Genomic DNA, 18665 nt, shown 5'->3' with positions numbered 1-18665 from the left:
CTTGCCGGAGCCTTGAGGGCTCCGGCGGTGGCGTTGTCTAGGTGAGTCATCTGACCTCCCGTCAGGCTCGAACCGCTTAGCGGGAGAGCTGGTCTTCGTACTCTTCCTGCACCTCTTCGAGGAGGCCTTCAGGGTCCTGCACGCCGCCGACCATCTTCTGCAGTTCCGGCGTCCAGCCGGCGGCGAAGATGGCGCCCGTCGCGTTGGCGATAAAGTCCATCGCGCCGTTGTCGGCACCGATGACCTGGCCGGCCGCGAGGGTCTGGCTGATCAGCGAGCCCTCTTCCTGCGGCGGGATCTCCATGTCGGCGGGGCCGCCGGGGTTGGAGCCGCCGACGGCGACGTTGATCTCGCGGGCGGTCTCGTTGGTGGCCACCCAGTCGAGGAAGAACGCGGCGCAGTCCGGGTTCTCGGCATTGGCACCGATGCCGAAGGTCAGCGGCGAGGACATGGTGGCGTGACGGCCGCTGTCAGGGTTCGGCGGCATCAGGAAGAAGCCGACGCTGTCGCCCATGGCGTTCTGCAGGTTGGCCGATTCCCAGTCGCCGTTGAACATGAAGAGGCCCTCACCACCGGTGAAACGGCTCATCATGGTGAAGTAATCCACCGCGTTGGCGTCTTCGGGGAAGTAGCCCGCTTCGATCCAGCCGTTGAGGTGCTGGGCGGCTTCGAGGTTCTCGGGCGTGTCGATCGTGGCGCCTTCCTGCTGGAAGATCCACGCGTTGATCGGCTCGGGGTCGCCATAGACACCCATCAGGTTCTGCAGCGGGAAGGCCAGACCGGCGGTGTCCTTGTTCCACTGGATGATCGGCAGGATGCCGGCCTCTTCGGCGGCGGCCAGCGCGTCATCGAGCTCGGCGAGGGTCGTCGGCGTCTCGGTCATCCCGATCTGCTCGGCGAGGTCCTTGTTATAGAAGATGCCGGTCGTCGAGTAGTTCAGGCCCATTGCGTAGAGCGAGCCGACGCCGCGGGGGCGGCCCGACTCGTCGATGCGCAGCTGGACGAGGTTGCCTTCGGGGAAGCTGTCCCAGCCGAAATCCTCGTAATAGCCGTCGAGGTTCATCAGAAGGCCGTTGGTCACGAGATCGGAGATCGACGGCAGGCGGACGAGGTCCGGCGCGTTCTCCTGGGAGAGCAGGCGCGGCGTGTTCTCCATCAGGTTGGCGAACTGGTCCTCGCGGATGTCGAAGGTGACATTCGGGAACTGGTTGGTGAATTCGGTCGCCAGCTCGGTGGGCAGCGGGAAGCCCGTCTCGAAATAGGCGTTGAGCGTGACCGGGTCGCTGCCGCATTCCTGCGCGGCGGCGGCCGTGGCCAGCACCGAGGTGCCGAGCGCGAAGCCGGCAATGAGTTTGGTGGTCGTCATGTCGTTTCCTCCACTGTGGTCCGGCAGATGCCGGGGCTCGCGGGCGCGCGCGTCTAGAGCGCGTCCCGCAATTCTTCGATGATCCGGGTGGCGCGGTCGTCGCCCGCGCCCTCCATCCAGTTGGTGACGAAGGCAAAGCCGATGCCGGCCTCGCTGTCGGCGAAGGCGCATTGCCCGCCGGCGCCGTCATGGCCGAAGCTGGCGGGGCCGAGGTAGCGGCGCGCCTCGCTGTCGAGCTGCACGCCCATGCCCCAGGCCGCGAAGGGGCCGGGCCCCTCGAAGACATGCGGGCCTTCGCTTTGCGTCTGCGTGGCGAGGGCCAGCGTCTCGTCGGTGAGCAGGCGGGTGCCGCCGGTGTCGCGCACCGTGGCCGACCAGATGCGCGCCAGCCCGTCGGCGGTGGCGATGGCGCCGGCGCCGGGGATGACGGCCCGCTGAAGGAGAGGGTCGTTCCAGCCGCCGTCCTCGGTGACGAGATCGGCGGGCAGGGCGGCGCCGAAGGTCATGGCGCGGTAGGGCCAGTAGGGGGCCTCCGGGCTGTCCTTCTTCGCCTCCTCGACCCAGGTCTCGGTGAGGCCGGGGTGGACGCGGACATGCGCGACGCGCGGCGCCTCCGCCTCCGGCAGGCCGAACCAGACATCGGCGCCGACGGGCGCGGCGATGCGGTCGGCGAAGGCCTCCGCCGGCGGCTGGCCCGAGGCGCGGCGGGCGATCTCGCCCGTCAGCCAGCCGTGGGTCAGCGCGTGGTAGGCGTGGCCGGTCCCCGGCTCCCACAGCGGCTCCTGCGCGGCGAGGCGGGCGGCCATGCCGTCGAAATCGGCGATCTCTTCGGGCGAGGTCAGCCAGTCGCGCACGGCGGAGAGGCCGGCGCGGTGCGAGATAGCCTCGGCGACACTGGTCTCGCCCTTGCCCTCGGCGGCGAAGTCCGGCCAGAGGCTGGCGACCTTTGCGGCGTAGTCGAGCCGGCCCTCCTGCACGAGCTGGGCCAGCAGGACGGACATCATGCCCTTGGAGCAGGAGAAGACCGGCGTCGCGGTCTGCGCCGTCCATGGCGCACCGCTGCGGGCATCGGCGACACCGCCGTGGAGAGAGATCACCGGCGCGCCATCGCGGTAGATGACGAGGCTGGCGCCCATCTCGGGGCGGCCCTCGAAGGCGTCGTGGAAGGCCGAGGCCACGGTGTTGAAGCCGGGGGCGACCTGCCCGTCGATGGTCAGCGCGTCGGCCTTCATGCCGCAGTCTCCAGTGTCAGGCGGGGCAGGGCTCCGCTGGTATTTACCGTCAGGGGTTTCGGATCGGCGATGCCGCCGTGGAACTCGGCGCCGCCCCGGTTGTCGAAGCCCATGAGCTGGGCCTTGCCGGCGCGGTCGATGACGACGCGGCCGGCGTAGAGGTCCTGATCGATGATCAGGCTCGCCTCGGCGACCGGCCAGCTGCCATCGCGCTCCGCCACGGCCCAGATGCCGCCGGTCTCTCCGGTGCGGGCGCCGCCGAGCTTGGCGGTGTCGCAGGAGAAGACGAGGAAGCGGTGGCCCTCGACCTCGACGATCTGGAAGACCTCCAGATGCCCGAAGCCGGCGCCGGGGGCGCTGAGGGGCGGCTGCACCTCCCAGCTGTGCAGGTCCTCGGAGGTCGCCAGCGCGATCACGCCGCGGTCGTCATCCGGGCCGTCGTTGGCGCGCCCGGTGATGAGCATCTTCCACGGGCCGAAGCCGTCGCGGTAGACCCACGGGTCGCGCCAGGCCTCCTCCGGCCAGGAGGAGCTCCCCAGCGTCTCGTACCAGCGCGGATCGGCGGTGCAGACGGGGCCGGGCCGCTTGACCCATGCGTGCAGGTCTTCGGAGACGGCGTGACCGATGGTCTCGACATTCTCGCTGTCGGTCGGGTCATCGGCATTCGTGAAGCGGGTGCCGGTGTAGAACAGGTGCCAGAGCCCGTCATCGCCGCGGATGACGCTGCCCGTCCAGGTGCAGGTGGCGTCGAATTCTTCCGGCGCGCCGGCGTCGAAGATACGGTCGTGGTCCTGCCAGTTCGTCAGGTCGGTGGAGGTGGCGTGGCCGATGCGGGCATTACGGTGGCGCAGATCGGGGTGGCCGACGCTGCGGGGCGCGTGAAGGTAGAACATGTGGAAGAGATCGCCGTCGTCGGCGAACCACATATCCCACACCCAATGGTCTGCCTTTTGAAAGCCCATGCTGGCGTCACTCCTCCCGAGCGGTCTTGTTAAAACGATTTACCTATTTGGCATCGTAACTCAATCCCCTTAGTAAAACGATTGAACAGGGGGAGGGGATCATGGCCCGCGGCAGAACGACAATGGCCGACGTGGCGAAGCGGGCGGGGGTCTCTTCCGCCACCGTTTCGATGATCCTATCTGGCCGTCCTGACACACGTTTTTCGCAAGAGACGCATCGCCGCGTCCACGAGGCGGCGGCGGAGCTGAGCTACCGGCCGAACGTCGCGGCAAGGGCGCTGCGCACCGACCGCACCCATGCCATCGCCTTCATCTCTGACCATGTCGCCACCACCCGTTTCGCCAACGGATTGATTCGCGGCGCGCTGAAAGCCTCGGCCCGCGAGGGGCAGACTCTGATGGTGATGGAGACGGGCGGCGCGCCGGGGCAGGAGGCGCGGGCCATCGATGCCGCGCTCGACCGGCAGGTCGATGGGATCATCATCGCCTCGATGCGGGCCCGCGAGATCACCCTGCCCAAGGCGCCGCCGGGCATCCCGATGATCGTGCTCAACGGCTCCTCCACCCAATGCCCCAACTTCGTGCTGCCCGATGAAGAGGGCGGCGGGCGCGATGCGGTGCGGCTGCTGGCCGAGGCCGGTGTGGGCGAGCGCATCGCGCTAATCGGCCATAACGAAGAGGAGGAGCGCGAGCTTTTCCGTTCCGGCGCCATCCAGCGGCGTCTGGCGGGTATTCAGGGCGAGATGGCGGCGCAGGGGCTGACCTTCGCACATGAGCTGTCGATCTGGGAATGGGAGCCGTCGAAGGGCTTTGCGGCGGTTTCCGAGCTGCTCGCCTCTGGCGCGCGGCCGACGGCGCTGCTTTGCCTGAACGACCGGCTGGCCTTTGGCGCCTATCAGGCCTGTGCCGAGGCGGGGGTGCGCATCCCGCAGGATCTGTCGATCGTCTCGTTCGATAATGATGAGCTGGCCGCCTACCTGCGCCCGGGCCTTACCACCATCGCCCTGCCGCATGACAAGATGGGCGAGGTGGCTGTGGAGCGCATCCTCTCGTCCACCACGGGGGCCGAGCTGGTGCCGATGCCGAAGGTTGTGCGCGGCTCGATCCGCGGCCAGAGCTGAGGGCCCCCGCCGAAGCGGGGGCGCCCCGAGCTTAGTTGCGAGCGGCGGCGATGGCCTCGCGGGTTTCCTCGGTCGAGAGCTGGTTGTTCAGCTCGACGAAGACCTGAAGCGCGCCGCGCTGATCGCCGCTGTTGAGCATCGCATAGCCGCGCAGCAGAAGAAGGTCGCGGCGCAGGCTGCCCTCGACACGTTCCAGCTCGTCGAAATAGCGGATCGCCTCGCGGAATTCGCCTTGCTCGAAGGCGCGCACACCGCGCTGATCGAGGATGATCGTCTCGATGGTGCGGCGCTGCTCGTAGGTGAAATCGGTGCGGGCAGCGACGGCAGAGGCCGAATCCGTCATCTCCAGCTCCAGCAGCGAAAGCGACATGCCGTAGAGCGCATCGCGCTGCACGGTGCCGCCGAGCCGGCCGTTTGCGGCGGCGGTGAACAGCGCCAGCGCTTCGAGCGGGCGGTCGAGATTGTAGACGCACCAGGCGCGCTCATAGGCGACTTCCAGCGAGCGCGGCTGAGTCGAGGCAAAAGCACATTGCGTATAGTTCTCCGCCAGCGCAGCGGCGCGCACGGCGTTCACCCGGCCATCGCCGTCGGGCGGCAGGCTGGTGTAAGCGTTGGCGGTCGGCGGCGCGGTGACGACAACCGGCGCGGCAGAAACGGGGGCGGCAGCGCGGGGCGCCGGGGCAGGGGCAGGGGCGGCGGCCGGCTGGCGGGCCGGGGCGGCGGGCGCGGCGGCCCGTGCGGGTGCCTCTTCCTCCGGTTCGTCTGCCACCTCGGCAACCTCATCCGGCGCATCATCGTTGCCGATGCCGCGGCCAGAGAGCAGGCGCGTTTCCAGCGCGTCGAGCGTGCCGGCCATCGAGGGCATGCGGTTGCGGGCGGTCGAGATCAGCCCGCGGATCTGGGCTACGCTGGCGACGGCGTCGGCTTTCTCGATGGTCGAGATGATCTCGGACGAGCCGCTGCACGATTGCACGACCTGCTCGTAGGCGGCGAAGGCGGCGCCTTCGTTGCCAGAGCGGGCCTGCAGATCGGCGAGGCGCCAGGCGTTGTTGATGCGGTTGCAGCGCAGCAGCTGCGGGTTGTCGATGGCGAGTTCCAGCGCCGTCGTCAGGTTGCCGCCACTCACCGCCTGATCGAAGGAATCCTGCGCCTCGGCGATGGAGAGCAGTGACAGCATGTCGGCCGGCGGTGTCCAGTTCGGGAAGGCGGCTTGCGTCGAATCGATCAGCCGCCGCGCGCCGCCAAGATCGCCAGAGGCGATGCGGGCGTAGATCTGGTCGATCTCCGTCGAGGGGCCGGTGACGAGGAGCTGCGACAGGTCGTCGGGCGGTGTCCAATCGGGGAAGTCGAGCTGCAGGCGTCGGATCTCGGCACTGATCGCGGCCGTCTCATCCTGCTCGACGTAATAGCGCAGGGCCCGCAGATCGTCGGCGCCGGGCTGGGCGCCTTGCGAGGCCTCCTGCGCGGCGAGGGGCGGGGCGGAAACAACAGCCGGGCCCAGCACCAGCAGGGCGAGGGCAAGGCTGGGGATCAGATTGGAACGCATGACGGTTTGGCCTCGATCTGCGCGAGCAATGCGAAAAAATGCAACGTCGCCGGGAAGTACGGCTGTTCTACCGTAAACCGCGGGATAGCTGCACCCCTCGTGTTTGTTGCCGCGCAGGAAACGAGGCCACTGAGTGCCGCATAACCTGCATCGGGGCTCGTCTCTAGAACATTGTAAGTTGTGCGATCCATCACAGTGGGTGTCGCCACTGTTGCTGACTGAGCACGCTCAAGCGCCTCGGCCTGCCGGATGACGGCGGAATGGCCGCCAAGCCCCGACCAGACAAGGAAGAGCGGCACGCGCAGCGCATCGTAACCGTTGCGGTCGGCCAGCTCGGGATCGGGGAAAAAGCCGTCGGGGCCCAGCGTGATCCAGTCGGGCATCAGGCCGGTGCGGGCAAGCTCGTCCATCAGCCGGGCACCATCGCGGGCGGCGGCGGCGAAGGCCGAGATGCCGGTGGCCTCGGCAATCTCCTCCATAGCTTTCGGCATGTAATAGGAGAGGTTCAGCACGGTGCCCGAGTCGCGCGAGAAGCCGGCGGCGGCGGGCACGAAGAGGATGCCGCGCCCCTCGCCGACCGGCACCATGCAGGTGGCGGCGAGGTCGCGGGCGATGGCGGCGGCGCGCTCGCGAAGCTGCGGGCGGTCGAAGCTGTCTGCACCGCGGATTAGACCCCAGGCGTAGAAGAGGTCACCGTCGCTGGCATTGTTGAGATCGGGCACATGGCCCGGCACATCCGGCAGCCAGCGCCAGGCGAGCAGCCGATCATCGCGCACCGCGAGGTTGTTCATCGTCCAGCCGTCGATCAGGTCGAAGGCCTCGCGGTCTTCCATCGTGGCCGCGAGGAAAAGGCCGTAGCCTTGGCTTTCAGAATGGCTGGCGCCCTGCTGAAGCGCGTCAACGACGCGGCCGTCCTCGGCAAGATAGGCTGATTTCCATAGCTCCCAGGATTCTGCGAGCAATTGAGGGGCGCCAGCGTCCTGCGCGAAGGCCATGGACGGGAGTGCCGCGACGGCGGCGATCGTTCCGAGTGCTTGTCTGCGATTCATCGCTTTTTCGTTCCGCGCGTTCTGATGATGTAGGAGAGCGCCAGGAGAACCGAAATTATCAGCAACCCGGCGATGATGGCCGCAAACAGGGCGGGAGACCAAGAGGCGTAATTGCCTGCAACAGCACGGAAATTCGCGAGCGTCAGCGGTTCTTGAAGGCGCGGCGGCTCGCTGGCGGGGTGCCAGCTTTGCCATTCGCCGGCCGAGGTGAGCACGGCGGCGGCGCCCTTGGGGCCGAAGGGGTCGAACCTTGCATCCGAGAGCGCGGTGGCGATGTCGGCGGGGTCGACACCGGGGGCGATGACCAGCTGCGCCGAGAGCGGATTGTTCGGATCGTTGAGGAAGATGAAGGCCTGGCCCTCGCGGCCGGCAAGCCATTCCTCAAGCGCCGGGTCACCGGGCATGGCGTAGTCGAGTACCTGCGTCGCCACGGCGCCCACGCGGTCTTTCACCAGATCGACGGTGTTGCTCGGCGCGGCGGCGGGGGCCGCGGTGCCGACGGGGGCCAGCAGGTTTTCGATGGCCGTGCGCGAGACGCCGGTGATCGCAAGGGCCGGGCGCTCCATCTCGGCCAGGCCGCTGACGATAAGCTGCGCGCCTTCGGCCTCGGGCAGGGGCTGGAACGTCTCGCGCAGGGCGCTGACGGTGCGGCCCGTCAGGCTGCGCGGGTCGGTGCCGGCGGCGGTGACGATGCCGGCGGGTGTCAGCTCGCGCAGGGCGGCGTTGATGGTGAGGTACGTCATCGCCGGCGAGGGCGGCACGACGATGCTGGTCGTGCCCTCGATCTCGACGAACGGGCCGGGGATGCGCACGCAGGGCAGATCCGGCGGATCGCCAGGGATGATGGCCTCGAATGTCAGCGCATTGGGGCCGGCGGTGAGGATGCGGGCGGGCAGGCCGACATCCAGCGTCGGCAGGTCGCTGCCGCCCTGGCCGAAGAGCGGCAGCATGCGCACCGTGGTGTCATTGACCTTCACCATCAGCAGCGAGCCTTCCGGAAGGCCATCGATGTAATGGTAGTCTAGGTTGATCTGCGATTTCTGCGAGGCGCTGAGCAGCCAGTCTTCGGGGAGGTTGAAGACCACGTCTTGCCGGGCATAGCGGCTTTCGATGACGATGTTGTCGACGCCGATCGAAGACAGCTCCAGCGGCTGCGAGGGCGACAGCGCCGGCAGATCGCTGGCGGGCGCGGGGGCGGGCAGCCATACATCCAGCATCTCGGGCGTGGGATTGCCGCCGATGATGAGCACCAGCGCGCCATCGCCGCCGCGGCGCAGCTCGGCAAAGGCCTCGGGGCTCTCGACATAGCCGATGCGGGCGATTTCTGCGGTCTCGGCCGCCGGCTCATAGGGCGAGCGGGTGGAGATGATGGCGGAGGCGCCGGGGATCAGCCCGCGAAGGCGCTGGCCGAGGCGGGCCATCAGCTCTGGCGGCACCGCGACGCTGCTTTCGATGGCAACGCCGTCGCCGGCCATGACCTGGGCGGCCATGGCCTGCTGAAAGCCTTCAACACCCTCGGGCAGGCCGGAGCGGGGCATAGACAGACCGCTCTGTCCAAGGTCGACCTCTGTCCAGACCTGAAAACTCGCCTCGGGCCCGCAGAAGATGCGGTGCGTATGCATGGCGCGAAGTTCGATGACGTTCTCGCCCGCGACGAGGTTGGTGGCCGGGAAGGTATGCGTCTCGAAACCGTCGAACGCCGTCGGCTCGAAGCTCTCGACCTCTTCGCCGTTGAGATAGATCGTCAGAAGCGACTGCTCGGGCAGCAGGTTGACGCTGGAGCGCAGCGAGAGCTGCATCTCGGTCACGGCGCCCGGGTTGTCGACTTCGGCGTACAGACGCAGCCCACCGTTCTCGCCCGAGATCCGCGGTATGCGAGTGAAGGGGCGGGTGACGAAGGGCAGCAAAACGGAGTTGTCTGCGGTCGCCTGACCCTCCTGCGGGCCGGCGCGGCTATAGGCCGGCAGGCTGGCCGCTTCGTTGCCGGCACTGGCAGAGCCGATGGCGGTGACGGCGGCGGTGGCCTCGTTCGGGTTGGCAGCTGTGCCGCGCGGTGTGTCATCTTCGCTCGCGGGGGCGCTGTCGCTCTGGCCAGATCGCTCGCCAACGCCCTGCATGGCGTCGAGCATCGGGGTGAGGTCGATGACACCTTCCTCACCGCCGATGTCCTGCGCGCCGGCGCCACCGGCTGCAAGCAGCGCGGTGGCGAGGCAGGTGCTGTAGAGCAATCGGAGCATCAAGCTGCCTCGTTCATGGAGGTGACCTCGGCCCGGGCCAGCATGCGTTCGCGCTCTTCGATATCGACGCCGAAGGCGAGCAGGTGGGCGGGGGCCCGTGCCTCGCTGGTGGCGGGCGCATCGCGGCGGCGGGCCGGCTCACGAAGGAAGGCGCCGATCAGCTTGGGGAAGCCGTTGAAGAAGAGCGAGAAGGCATAGCCGAGGCCCGCGATCAGGCCGATGCCGCCCTGCGAGCTGATGCGGGTGTTCCGCCAGTTCTCGCTGTCACCGAAGACGAGGTAGGCCACGGCCTCTTGCACCTTGGCGGGCTGATCGGAGTTGATCACCGTGCCGAACGAGGTGCCTTCCGGGCCGCTGCGGGCGGACATGACGGTCAGTTCGATGTCGCGCTCCAGATGCGGCGCCTCTTCGTAGCGCGGGCGGCAGATGAGGACATCGCCCTGCATCTTCTTGATCTGCTTGGCGCATTCCTCGTTTACCGCGTCGATCAGCTGAACGCGCATGCCGGAGGTCGAGGCATCGAGGATGCGGGCGTCAACCTTGGTTTCCGGCCGGCCGGCGAGCCAGACTTCGGCGGGCGCGTCCATGTCGACCCGGGGGGCGGCGCGGCGCTGCTTGCGCTCGGCAACGGCACGCCAGGCGATGGAGACGAGGATAAAGTTGAAGGTGGCCCAGCCGCCGACGACTGACAGAACGCTCCGGTCACCCGGGAAGGCCGCCCAGCGGATGCCGAGGGCGATCACACCGGCGAGCATCAGCATCCACAGGATGGTCAGCGGCCAGTGAGCGGGCGAGATGAAGTCGTTGTCGAGCGTTTCGTCCTTGGCGGTCACGTTGAACTTGGCGCCGCGCGGCTTGATGATCGTCTTGACGACGGCCTTGGCGAGATAGGGCGTCTGCGCGATCTCGTAGATTTCCGAGATCAGCGGCCAGCGGAACCGGGCGTACACGGCGTTCTGCACCATGTAGTTCACCGCGATGTAGCCGAGCATGTAGGCCATGGCTTCCTGGAAGGTGGCGACGAGGATCTCGGCACCGAAGAAGAGGTAGGCCAGCGGCGCGCAGAGGAAGATCATGCGGATCAGCGGAAAGAGCCAGACCGACATCGAGTTCAGGTAGCACAGGCGCTGCGCCAGGGTCAGGCCGCGGCGGAAGAGGGGGTTCTTGAGCAGAAGGATCTGCATCATGCCCGTCGCCCACCGGCCGCGCTGCTGGATGAAGGACGAGAAGGTCTCGGGCTGCAGGCCGGCGATCATGGCGCGGTTGAGGAACATCGAGCGCCAGCCGGAGGCGTGAATGTCGAGCGCGGTTTCGGCATCTTCGGTGATGGTCTCACCCGAGAAGCCGCCCACGCTGTCGAGCGCCACGCGGCGCAGAACGGCAGCAGAGCCGCAGAAGAACGCACCGTCCCAACGGTCGAGACCACGGTGGATGAACGAGTAGAACATCTCGTTCTCCGGCGGGCACTTCTCGGAGAGCTGAAGGTTCCGCTGGATCGGGTCCTTGTTGATGAAGAAGTGCGGGGTCTGCACGAGGAACAGCTTGGGGTCGTCGACGAAGTAGCCGACGGTGCGCGCCAGAAAGTCACGGGTCGGCACGTGGTCGGCGTCGAACACCACCACGAGGTCGCCGTCGAGCTTTTCGAGGGCGGCAGACATGTTCCCGGCCTTGGCGTGCTCGTTCTTGGCGCGGGTCGAGTACATCACGCCCAGCTCGGCGCAGAGCGCCTTCAGATCGGCGCGGCGGGCGCGGGAGGCCTGCGCCAGCTTCTTGTCGCTGGAGTTGCAGCGCTGATCGGTGCCGCCGTCATCGCAGAGCACGACCGTCAGCTTTTCGGCCGGGTAGACCATGTTCTTGGCGGCGGCGAGCGTAATGCGCAGCATCTCGGTCGGCTCGTTGTACGAGGGCACGAGCACGTTGACGGTGGGCAGCCGCTCCGGCGCCACGGTCGGCGGGAAGGGGCGGCGCGTCGGGTCGGAGATGATGAAGGTGCTCAGGAAGAACACCGCCACCGAATAGGCCTCGGCCAGCAGCAGCAGGGTGGCGATGATGAACGAGAGGGTGAAGCCCGGATCGGGCATCGTCTCGAACACACGCCACAGCGCGTAGCGCATCACCATGACGCTGGCCGTGGCCATCAGGAAGAAGCGCGCCACCAGCAGCCGCGCGAAGGGCTTGATGAGCGCCACCATGACGACGGCAACGATAGAGAGGAAGGCTTGCCCGCCTGCCGAGGTCGGCACGCTCACGATAACCGCGAACGGAACCAGCAGCAGAACCCACAGCCACAGATCGAGGCTGAAGCCTCGGCCCCGCTCTTTGGCGGGAAGGGTAGCGGCGGATGTTTGACGGGCGGCCATAATGTTACTCGCTCATGGGCGGCGCCGCGAGGGGGGACAGCATGCGGTTGCCACCTTGGGCCGGGCTGATCCCGGCGACGGCGGCAGTTCCGATCTGCTCATCGGTGATCGGGCGGAGTGCCTGATCGACCGAACCTCTGACGCAGTTGCGAAGAAGCAATTCGAGCGTCGACGTGCCCCGCGGCAGAAGCCGGGAGGCGTTGTCGATGCGGCGGAAGGCGAGGACACAATTGACCTCACCCATCGGCTCCTCGGTCAGGTAAAAATACTGGCCGAGGCTATCGTTGCGGGAACGCAGGTTGTCATCTGACACCCGCGTGAAGGGGTAGGGGACTTCACCCACACGTGACATGAAATCGGCCAGGCGCAGATTACCGGCGGGGTAGCCCTCCGGCACCCGGGCGCGCAGCCATAGGTAGTTGTCGCCCTGCAGAACGGTGTCGTTCACAAGGCCGATCTTCTGCTCGCGCTCGATGCCGAGCGTCCGGTCGATGACGATGCTCATGCCGGCGGGCGTGACCCAGGCGGTATCGAGCGGGGTGTGCTGGAACTGAACGGTCTTCTCGGCGACCGGCAGGCTCAGACGGGTGACGGGGATGGCGGCGGCACAGGCCGCCAGCGCTACGAACAGCCCCAGAACCGGCCAGCGGCGGGCACGGGAGGGATTGTTCACGGTTTCAGCACGGGCGGCGATGGGTGTCGCCGGGGAAGTCCGGGCCGTCTCCTGCTCATGATCGCGGTGGTTCATCCCGCTGGTCCTCGTCTGAGTGTTGATGTGAAACTCGTTGCCCGATTGGGCGCAAAGCGGTGCATGACTTAGGCATTTTAGAGGCATTTGAAGTTTATGAGACCTTGCGTTTGCGTCGGCAGCGGCCGGCGGCGGGGCCGGTTCGGCCAGTGAATCAGGGCGTTGCGGCGATTGAGGCGGGGCGCCGGGCGCGGCGCATGCCCGGTGCTCACTGTCTCCGCTGTCGAGACAATAGAGGCTTCTGGCTTTAGAAAGGGCGTCAGCATTGAGGTTAAGGCGGCTCGGCGAAACAGGGCCCTATCGGCGCGCCACAACAGGGCCGTTGCACGAGGCGAAAGCGGAAGGGTCACACAACCCGGTTTCAGGCCAGAGCCTGAAAAAACTGGCTCTCTGATCATGAGATCACGCCGCCGTTAACCTGTTCAACTCGCCAGGCCCGACGTGGGCGCCCCGGCCGGGGCCGGGATTGACGATCACCTCTGTCACCGAGCCTAGTGTGGCCGCTTGCTGCCCCTCAACCCGGCAAGGGGCCAGCGAGGGGCGCGACCTTATCAATAACGCTCGGCTTCTTTCGTAAATTCGATGACAAATGGCCCGAACTGTCCAGATTTGTCGCCACTTCTGCAACGCAACTGGTGCCGTTGCGCATCGCCTTTAGTGGCGCAGCAGGGCCAGGCGCACGGCATTGGGCAGCTCGTGCAGCCGCACCGGCTTGCGCAGCACCAGCCCGGGCACCGGGCGCATGCCCGTCGCCGGGGTTTCGGCAAAGCCGGTGAGGTAGAGCACGGGCAGGCGCGGGCGCAGGCGCACCGCCTCATGCGCCAGGGCGTAGCCGTTCAGCCCGTACGGCAGCGAGATATCGGTCATCAGAACATCGATGTCGGTATTTCGCTGCAGCATGGCCAGGGCGGCCGGCCCATTCTCGGCCCGCAGCACGCGGGCGCCGAGGAAGATCAGCGACTCGGCCAGCATATCGCGGAAGTCGGGATCGTCCTCGACCAGCAGCACGCAGATCCCGAGCAGATCGTCGGTTTCGCCCTCGTCCTCCAGCTCATCGGGCGCCACCAGGGCGCGCGGGGCCGTCAGCACCGCCTCGACCCCCTCGCCGAACCGGGAGTGGATATTGAACTGGCCGCCGACCTTGTGCGCGAAATTGTCGATCATCGCGAGGCCGAGCCCGGTGCCCCCCATCTCGCGCCGCGTTGTGAAGAACGGATCTTTCGCCATCGCCTGCACGCGCGGCTCCATGCCCGGCCCGTCATCGGTGACAGTCAGGCGGATCGTCTCGTCTTCGGAGCCGATGGTGATGGCGATGCGGCCGGTGGCCTGGCCGCTTTCGACAATGGCGTTGCGGGCGTTGATGATGAGGTTGAGCAGCATCGTCTCGAAATCGGAGGCCGCGCAGCTCATCGGGCAGGGGCCGGAGGCCACCTCGCATTCCAGCGCGATGTGCGAGGGCAGCGACTGGCGGGCGAGGGTGCAGACATCCTCGACCAGCCCGGCGACATCCACCGTGCGATCACCGCCCAGATTGTCGCGGGCGAGCGAGAGGAGCCGGTCGGTGAATTCGGTGCCGCGCCCGCAGGCCCGACGGATGGCGGTGAGCTGGCGGTCGCGCCCCTCCATCGAGCGCTGCATGAGGCCGGTATCGGCGGCGAGCTGGATGATACCGAGGATGTTCGACATCTCATGCGCGACACCGCCGGAAAGCGCGCCCACGGCATTGCGCCCCTCGGCCCGGAAGAGCCCCTCGCGGATGGCCCAGCCGGCGGTCTCGTCGTCGATGGCGAGGATGGTGAGGCGCTCACGCTCACTGATGCGGCGCGTCACGCTCAGCCGCAGGGCGCGCTCGTTGCCGTCGTCATCCATGTAGCCGGCGTAGACTTCATCTTCCCCTGCCTCGAGCAGGCGTTGAATGGGGTGCGCCCGGCCTTCCAGCAGCTCGCGGTTCTCCAGCGAATGAAAATGCACCGCGTCCAGCCAGGCGCGGGGCGAGGCGGAGCGGCTGGTCAGCTCTTCGGCCTTGCGGTTGAGCGCCAGCTCCTCCTCGGCATCCGAGAAAATGAAGACGGCGTTGCTCAGGCTGTCGAGCGTGTGCCGCAGCCGCAGCTCCTGCCGTTGCACGGCTGTCGCCGCCATGCCTTCAGTGCGGGCACCGTAGAGCACAAGCAACCCTGCGAGGGCGGCGAGAGCGACAGACAGGGCGGCAAGGCGGGTGTTGGCATTGATGATGCCCTGATCGGTAAAGCAAAGCGCGAGGTAACAGGCGACGAGGGGCGTGAACACGGCCAGGGGCAGCCAGCGCCGGGCCAGCTTCCCGCCCCGGCCGGATGACAGAACGAATTGCGCCCAGGTGGGCTGCGGGCTGGCGAGCAGCTGCGCGAAGGCCAGAAGCAGAAGGCAGAGCGCAGTATGTGTCGCAAGGCCCTGAAATAGCACCACCTCCTGCAGGGCATCGGCATCGAAGAGATACCCGTCGAGCGCGATCAGATTGAGGATGGCGCCGGCGGTCGCGACGATGGCTGGCAGGCGGCGATCCTCAGCCATGCGGAGGCCGCTGAGCAGCTGGCTGAGGGCGATGATTACGATACCGACCGCAGTGGCGAGAGACATCCGGTCAATCGTTGGGTCGGCCATCCACTCGCCCCAATAAACGACAGCCAGATCCCCCAAGCCGATGGCCCCGGCCGCCCCCGCCAGGCCGCGCGCCGCATAGCGGGCGAGGGAATGCTGAAGGAGCTGCAGGATCTGCGCGGAAGCCAGAAGTGCCAGCGCCATGGCGGTCAGCGGTACCATGGAGGGAAGGTTCGGGCTGAGGCGGACGAGGCTGTCGAGGTCCGCCAGCCAGCCAATCGCGACGGCCAGGGCCACAGCCATCACGGCCCAGGCGCAGAACGCAGCCAGACGCGCCAGGTCAACCGCGTAGGGCGCAGAAGCGGCGCCCTGCCTGGCACTGGCGGTCATATCGGGTCTTGGGGCGGCAGGTTCGGCACGGGGCCTCCTTAGGGTTCCGCCTGGGTCAGCGAGCGGACGACGTCGTCAAGTTCATGCAATCTGACCGTTTTTTGCAATTTGGCCTGAGCCTGCCGCAATCCTCGGCGAAAGACGGGCGAGTTAATCAATTCCGTCTGTCCGGTTATGATGACAACCGGAATTTCGGCATCGTACTGGCGAATATCATGCAATATCGAGATTGCACCCCCGCCCGTCATCAACACATCGAGAAAGATGATGTCGTAGTCATTAACCTTTAGCGCGGGCAGCACTTGATTGCCCGAGGTCAGGGCAGTGGCCTCGTGGCCCACGGCGCGCATTCCGTCGCAGAATACGTCGAGATAATCGACGTCGTCATCGGCGATCAGAATCTTCGCCACTCATTCACCTCAATATTGCCTGCTCCCCAGTATGTGGTAGGAGTTACCGCTACGGCAAGGTGTTTACCGAGTGACTGGGATGGCAGCGAACGACACTCCCCCTGGGGCGAAAACGCGGCCCATTCCGCTTGTGGCAATCGGGGCATCGGCCGGCGGCCTGGAACCGCTTGAAGATTTCTTTGACAACGCACCAGAAGATGCTGGCTGGGCCTTTATCGTCGTTCAGCATTTATCGCCCGATTACAAATCGATGATGGACGAATTGCTCGGCCGCCGCTCGCGCCTGCGCATTCGCCATATCGACAGCGGCGTGCCGCTGGAGCCCGACACGATCTACCTCAACCGTCCGAACCAGATGGTCGAGCTGGAGGGCGAGATCTTTGCCACGCGCGAATATGCCTCGGCCGATTCCCTGCCGCGCCTGCCGATCGACGCGATGTTCCAGTCGCTTTGCCAGCGAGAGCCGGCCTGCACGGTGGCCGTCGTCCTCTCCGGCTCTGGCGCCGACGGGGCGCGCGGGGCGCAGGCGCTGCACAGGGCAGGGGCCGCGGTGATCGTGCAGCGCCCGTCAGAGGCGGCCTTCCCCTCGATGCCGCGCGCGGCGCTCACCACCGACGCGGTCGACCGGGTGCTGGAGGCGGAGGCGATGCCCGCCGCCATTCACGAGATCTTCCGCAACGGGCGCGGCAAGAGCGATGTGGTCAAGGCGCGGGGCGATGCGACGCAGAGCATTCTGGCCACGCTGGAGGAGTACTTCCACCTCGATTTCTCGCTCTACAAGGCCGAGAATGTGCAGCGCCGCGTCGAGCGGCGCCGCCATCTGCGCGGCATCGGCTCGATCGAGGAATATTGCGATCTGCTCACCAGCAACCCCGCTGCGCGTGACGAACTCTATGCCGACCTGCTGATCGGTGTGACGCGCTTCTACCGCGACACCGATGCCATCGCCGCCGCCCGCACCGAGGCCTTCGAGCGGCTTGCCCGCAGCGAGGATGAGAGCCTGCCGCTGCGCATCTGGGTGCCGGGCTGCGCCAGCGGAGAAGAGGCCTATACCCTGGCTATCGAGCTGACCGAGGCGCTGGAGGCGGCGGGCGTGCAGCGCAAGTTCCGCATCATCGCGACCGATGTGCACCGCCGATCCATCGATACCGCATCGGCCGGCCTTTATTCCGACGAGGCGCTGGAGCAGGTGCCGCCACAACTGCGCGACAAGTACTTCATGCGACATCGCGGCAAGAACCTTGTCGACCCGGCACTGCGGCAGAAGATCATCTTCTCGGTGCACGATGTGCTCAGCGATCCGCCGTTCATGCATCTCGACATGATATCCTGCCGCAACCTGCTGATTTACCTCAATGATGAGGCGCAGGCCCGGGTGATCTCGCTGTTTGTTTTCGCGCTGCGCAAGGATGGCTTCCTGCTGCTCGGCCCGTCGGAGAGCCTGGGCGATCACAGCGCCGAGTTCACCGTGGTGAACAACCGCTGGCGCCTGTTTCGTAAAGCCTCGAAAACGCGGCTGGTGGACCGGTCTGTCTTGTCGAACAAGGTGGGCATGAAGCCCCGCCCGCCGGCCTGGGCGCCCGCCGCCGTGCCGGCAGAGCTGCGCAGCGCCCCCGCCGCCGACCCGCCCGATCTGCGCGACCGCGAGGCGCTAATCCGCAGCTACGACGCGCTGCTGAAGCGCTATGCGCCCTCGTCGATCCTGATCTCTGCCGAAGGGGCCGTGCTGGGCTGGTTCGGCTCGGCCGCGATGCTCGTCGATACGATGAACAACCTCGCGGATTGGACGGTGGAAGACATCGTTCACCCCGATCTGCACTTCACCATCAACGTCGGCATGGAAAAGCTGCGCCAGGGCCAGCTCGAACGCTACCAGCGCAACATCAATGTCGATATCGGCGGGCGCGGCCCCAAGCCGGTGCATGTGGTTGTCGAGCCGCTCGACCAAAGCTCGAAGAACCGGCTGATGCTGGTGAGTGTGGCCTTCGGCGACAGCGCCGAGGATGAAGCTTCCGAGCTTGGCGAGGACGACGCCGCTGCCGCCAAAGAGGCGAACAGGCAAGACGTCAACCTGCTCACCCGCCGCATTCAGGAGCTCGAGCGCGACCTGCGGCTGACGGAAGAGACCCTGCAGCATGTGACAGAGCGACTCGAAGCGTTCGGCGAGGAGCTTCAGGCCAGCAACGAGGAATTGCAGGCGAGCAACGAAGAGCTGCAGGCCAGCAATGAAGAGCTGCAAAGCTCAAACGAAGAGCTGCACGCGGTGAACGAAGAGCTCGTGGCCGTCAGCACCGAGCATGAGCGCAAGATCGAGCTGCTTTCCGATCTAGACCGCAGCACCGAAACGCTGCTGCGCATCCTCGGGGTGGGCGTGATCTTTCTCGACAACCAGTGCCGCATCAAGCGCTTCAGCGAGCTGATCGGCGAGCAGTTCCTGCTGGAAGCCCATGATGTCGACCGCACCCTTTCGGTGGTGGAACCACGGTTCGATTCCGTCAACCTGACCGACATGCTGATCGAGGTGTTGAACACCGGCGAGTCGCAATGCGCCAGGGCGACGTACCAGGGCAAGACAGTCGAGATCGAAGCCCACGCGACCGACATGGATGACCCGCACCGTGCTCCGGGGGCGGTGCTGGTGTTCAAATCGCTGACGCCCGGCTAGGGCGG

Annotated in this window: 12 protein-coding genes; 2 read left to right on the top strand and 10 right to left on the bottom strand. The window is 66.8% G+C overall.

The window, feature by feature from the left end; translation table 11 throughout:
• Positions 1-76 precede the first annotated feature (76 nt).
• From ACXN5S_RS05590 to ACXN5S_RS05580, 3 genes are read right to left on the bottom strand one after another with little or no spacing between them, the layout of a single operon-like run.
• Positions 77-1366 (bottom strand): ABC transporter substrate-binding protein, encoded by a 1290-nt coding sequence (locus tag ACXN5S_RS05590; RefSeq protein ID WP_458604416.1) that lies wholly within the window; start codon positions 1364-1366, stop codon positions 77-79.
• A 53-nt stretch (positions 1367-1419) separates the two neighbouring features.
• Positions 1420-2598, bottom strand: coding sequence for a serine hydrolase domain-containing protein (locus tag ACXN5S_RS05585; RefSeq protein WP_458604415.1), 1179 nt, complete (start codon positions 2596-2598; stop codon positions 1420-1422).
• Positions 2595-3560, bottom strand: a complete 966-nt coding sequence (locus ACXN5S_RS05580; protein ID WP_458604414.1) for a levansucrase — start codon at positions 3558-3560, stop codon at positions 2595-2597. Before ACXN5S_RS05580 ends, ACXN5S_RS05585 begins: the two co-directional genes overlap by 4 nt.
• 101 nt (positions 3561-3661) lie before the next feature.
• Between ACXN5S_RS05580 and ACXN5S_RS05575 the strand changes: the two genes are divergently transcribed.
• Positions 3662-4681, top strand: coding sequence for a LacI family DNA-binding transcriptional regulator (locus tag ACXN5S_RS05575; RefSeq protein WP_458604413.1), 1020 nt, complete (start codon positions 3662-3664; stop codon positions 4679-4681).
• Between the two features lie 31 nt (positions 4682-4712).
• Here ACXN5S_RS05575 and ACXN5S_RS05570 read toward each other — a convergent pair whose 3' ends face one another.
• The 7 genes from ACXN5S_RS05570 to ACXN5S_RS05540 form a co-directional block, all read right to left on the bottom strand.
• Positions 4713-6227, bottom strand: coding sequence for a hypothetical protein (locus tag ACXN5S_RS05570; RefSeq protein ID WP_458604412.1), 1515 nt, complete (start codon positions 6225-6227; stop codon positions 4713-4715).
• Entirely contained in the window at positions 6212-7222 is a 1011-nt protein-coding gene (locus ACXN5S_RS05565; RefSeq protein ID WP_458604787.1) for a glycosyl hydrolase family 8, read from the bottom strand. Before ACXN5S_RS05565 ends, ACXN5S_RS05570 begins: the two co-directional genes overlap by 16 nt.
• Positions 7223-7272: 50 nt before the next feature.
• The gene (locus ACXN5S_RS05560) at positions 7273-9513 is read right to left on the bottom strand and encodes a cellulose biosynthesis cyclic di-GMP-binding regulatory protein BcsB (protein WP_458604411.1); all 2241 of its coding nucleotides are present in this window, start codon (positions 9511-9513) and stop codon (positions 7273-7275) included.
• Positions 9513-11873 carry a UDP-forming cellulose synthase catalytic subunit gene (gene bcsA / locus ACXN5S_RS05555; RefSeq protein ID WP_458604410.1) on the bottom strand — a complete coding sequence of 787 codons (2361 nt, stop codon included), beginning with the start codon at positions 11871-11873 and terminating at the stop codon, positions 9513-9515. The genes ACXN5S_RS05560 and bcsA overlap by 1 nt, the downstream gene beginning before the upstream one ends.
• A 4-nt stretch (positions 11874-11877) precedes the next feature.
• Complete coding sequence (locus ACXN5S_RS05550; RefSeq protein WP_458604409.1) at positions 11878-12621, bottom strand: hypothetical protein; 744 nt, start codon at positions 12619-12621, stop codon at positions 11878-11880.
• A 654-nt stretch (positions 12622-13275) separates the two neighbouring features.
• Positions 13276-15585 (bottom strand): ATP-binding protein, encoded by a 2310-nt coding sequence (locus tag ACXN5S_RS05545; protein ID WP_458604408.1) that lies wholly within the window; start codon positions 15583-15585, stop codon positions 13276-13278.
• A gap of 38 nt (positions 15586-15623) precedes the next feature.
• Positions 15624-15995: a response regulator gene (locus tag ACXN5S_RS05540; RefSeq protein WP_458604407.1), complete on the bottom strand. Its 372-nt coding sequence runs from the start codon at positions 15993-15995 to the stop codon at positions 15624-15626.
• Positions 15996-16074: 79 nt separating this feature from the next.
• On the opposite strand from ACXN5S_RS05540, the gene ACXN5S_RS05535 reads away from it, so the two are divergent.
• The gene (locus ACXN5S_RS05535) at positions 16075-18660 is read left to right on the top strand and encodes a chemotaxis protein CheB (RefSeq protein ID WP_458604786.1); all 2586 of its coding nucleotides are present in this window, start codon (positions 16075-16077) and stop codon (positions 18658-18660) included.
• Positions 18661-18665 lie beyond the last annotated feature (5 nt).

This window comes from Pseudoroseicyclus sp. H15 (assembly GCF_054353345.1).
The sequence above is the reverse complement of the archived record's forward strand: the minus strand, read 5'-3'. Positions and strand labels throughout refer to the sequence as shown.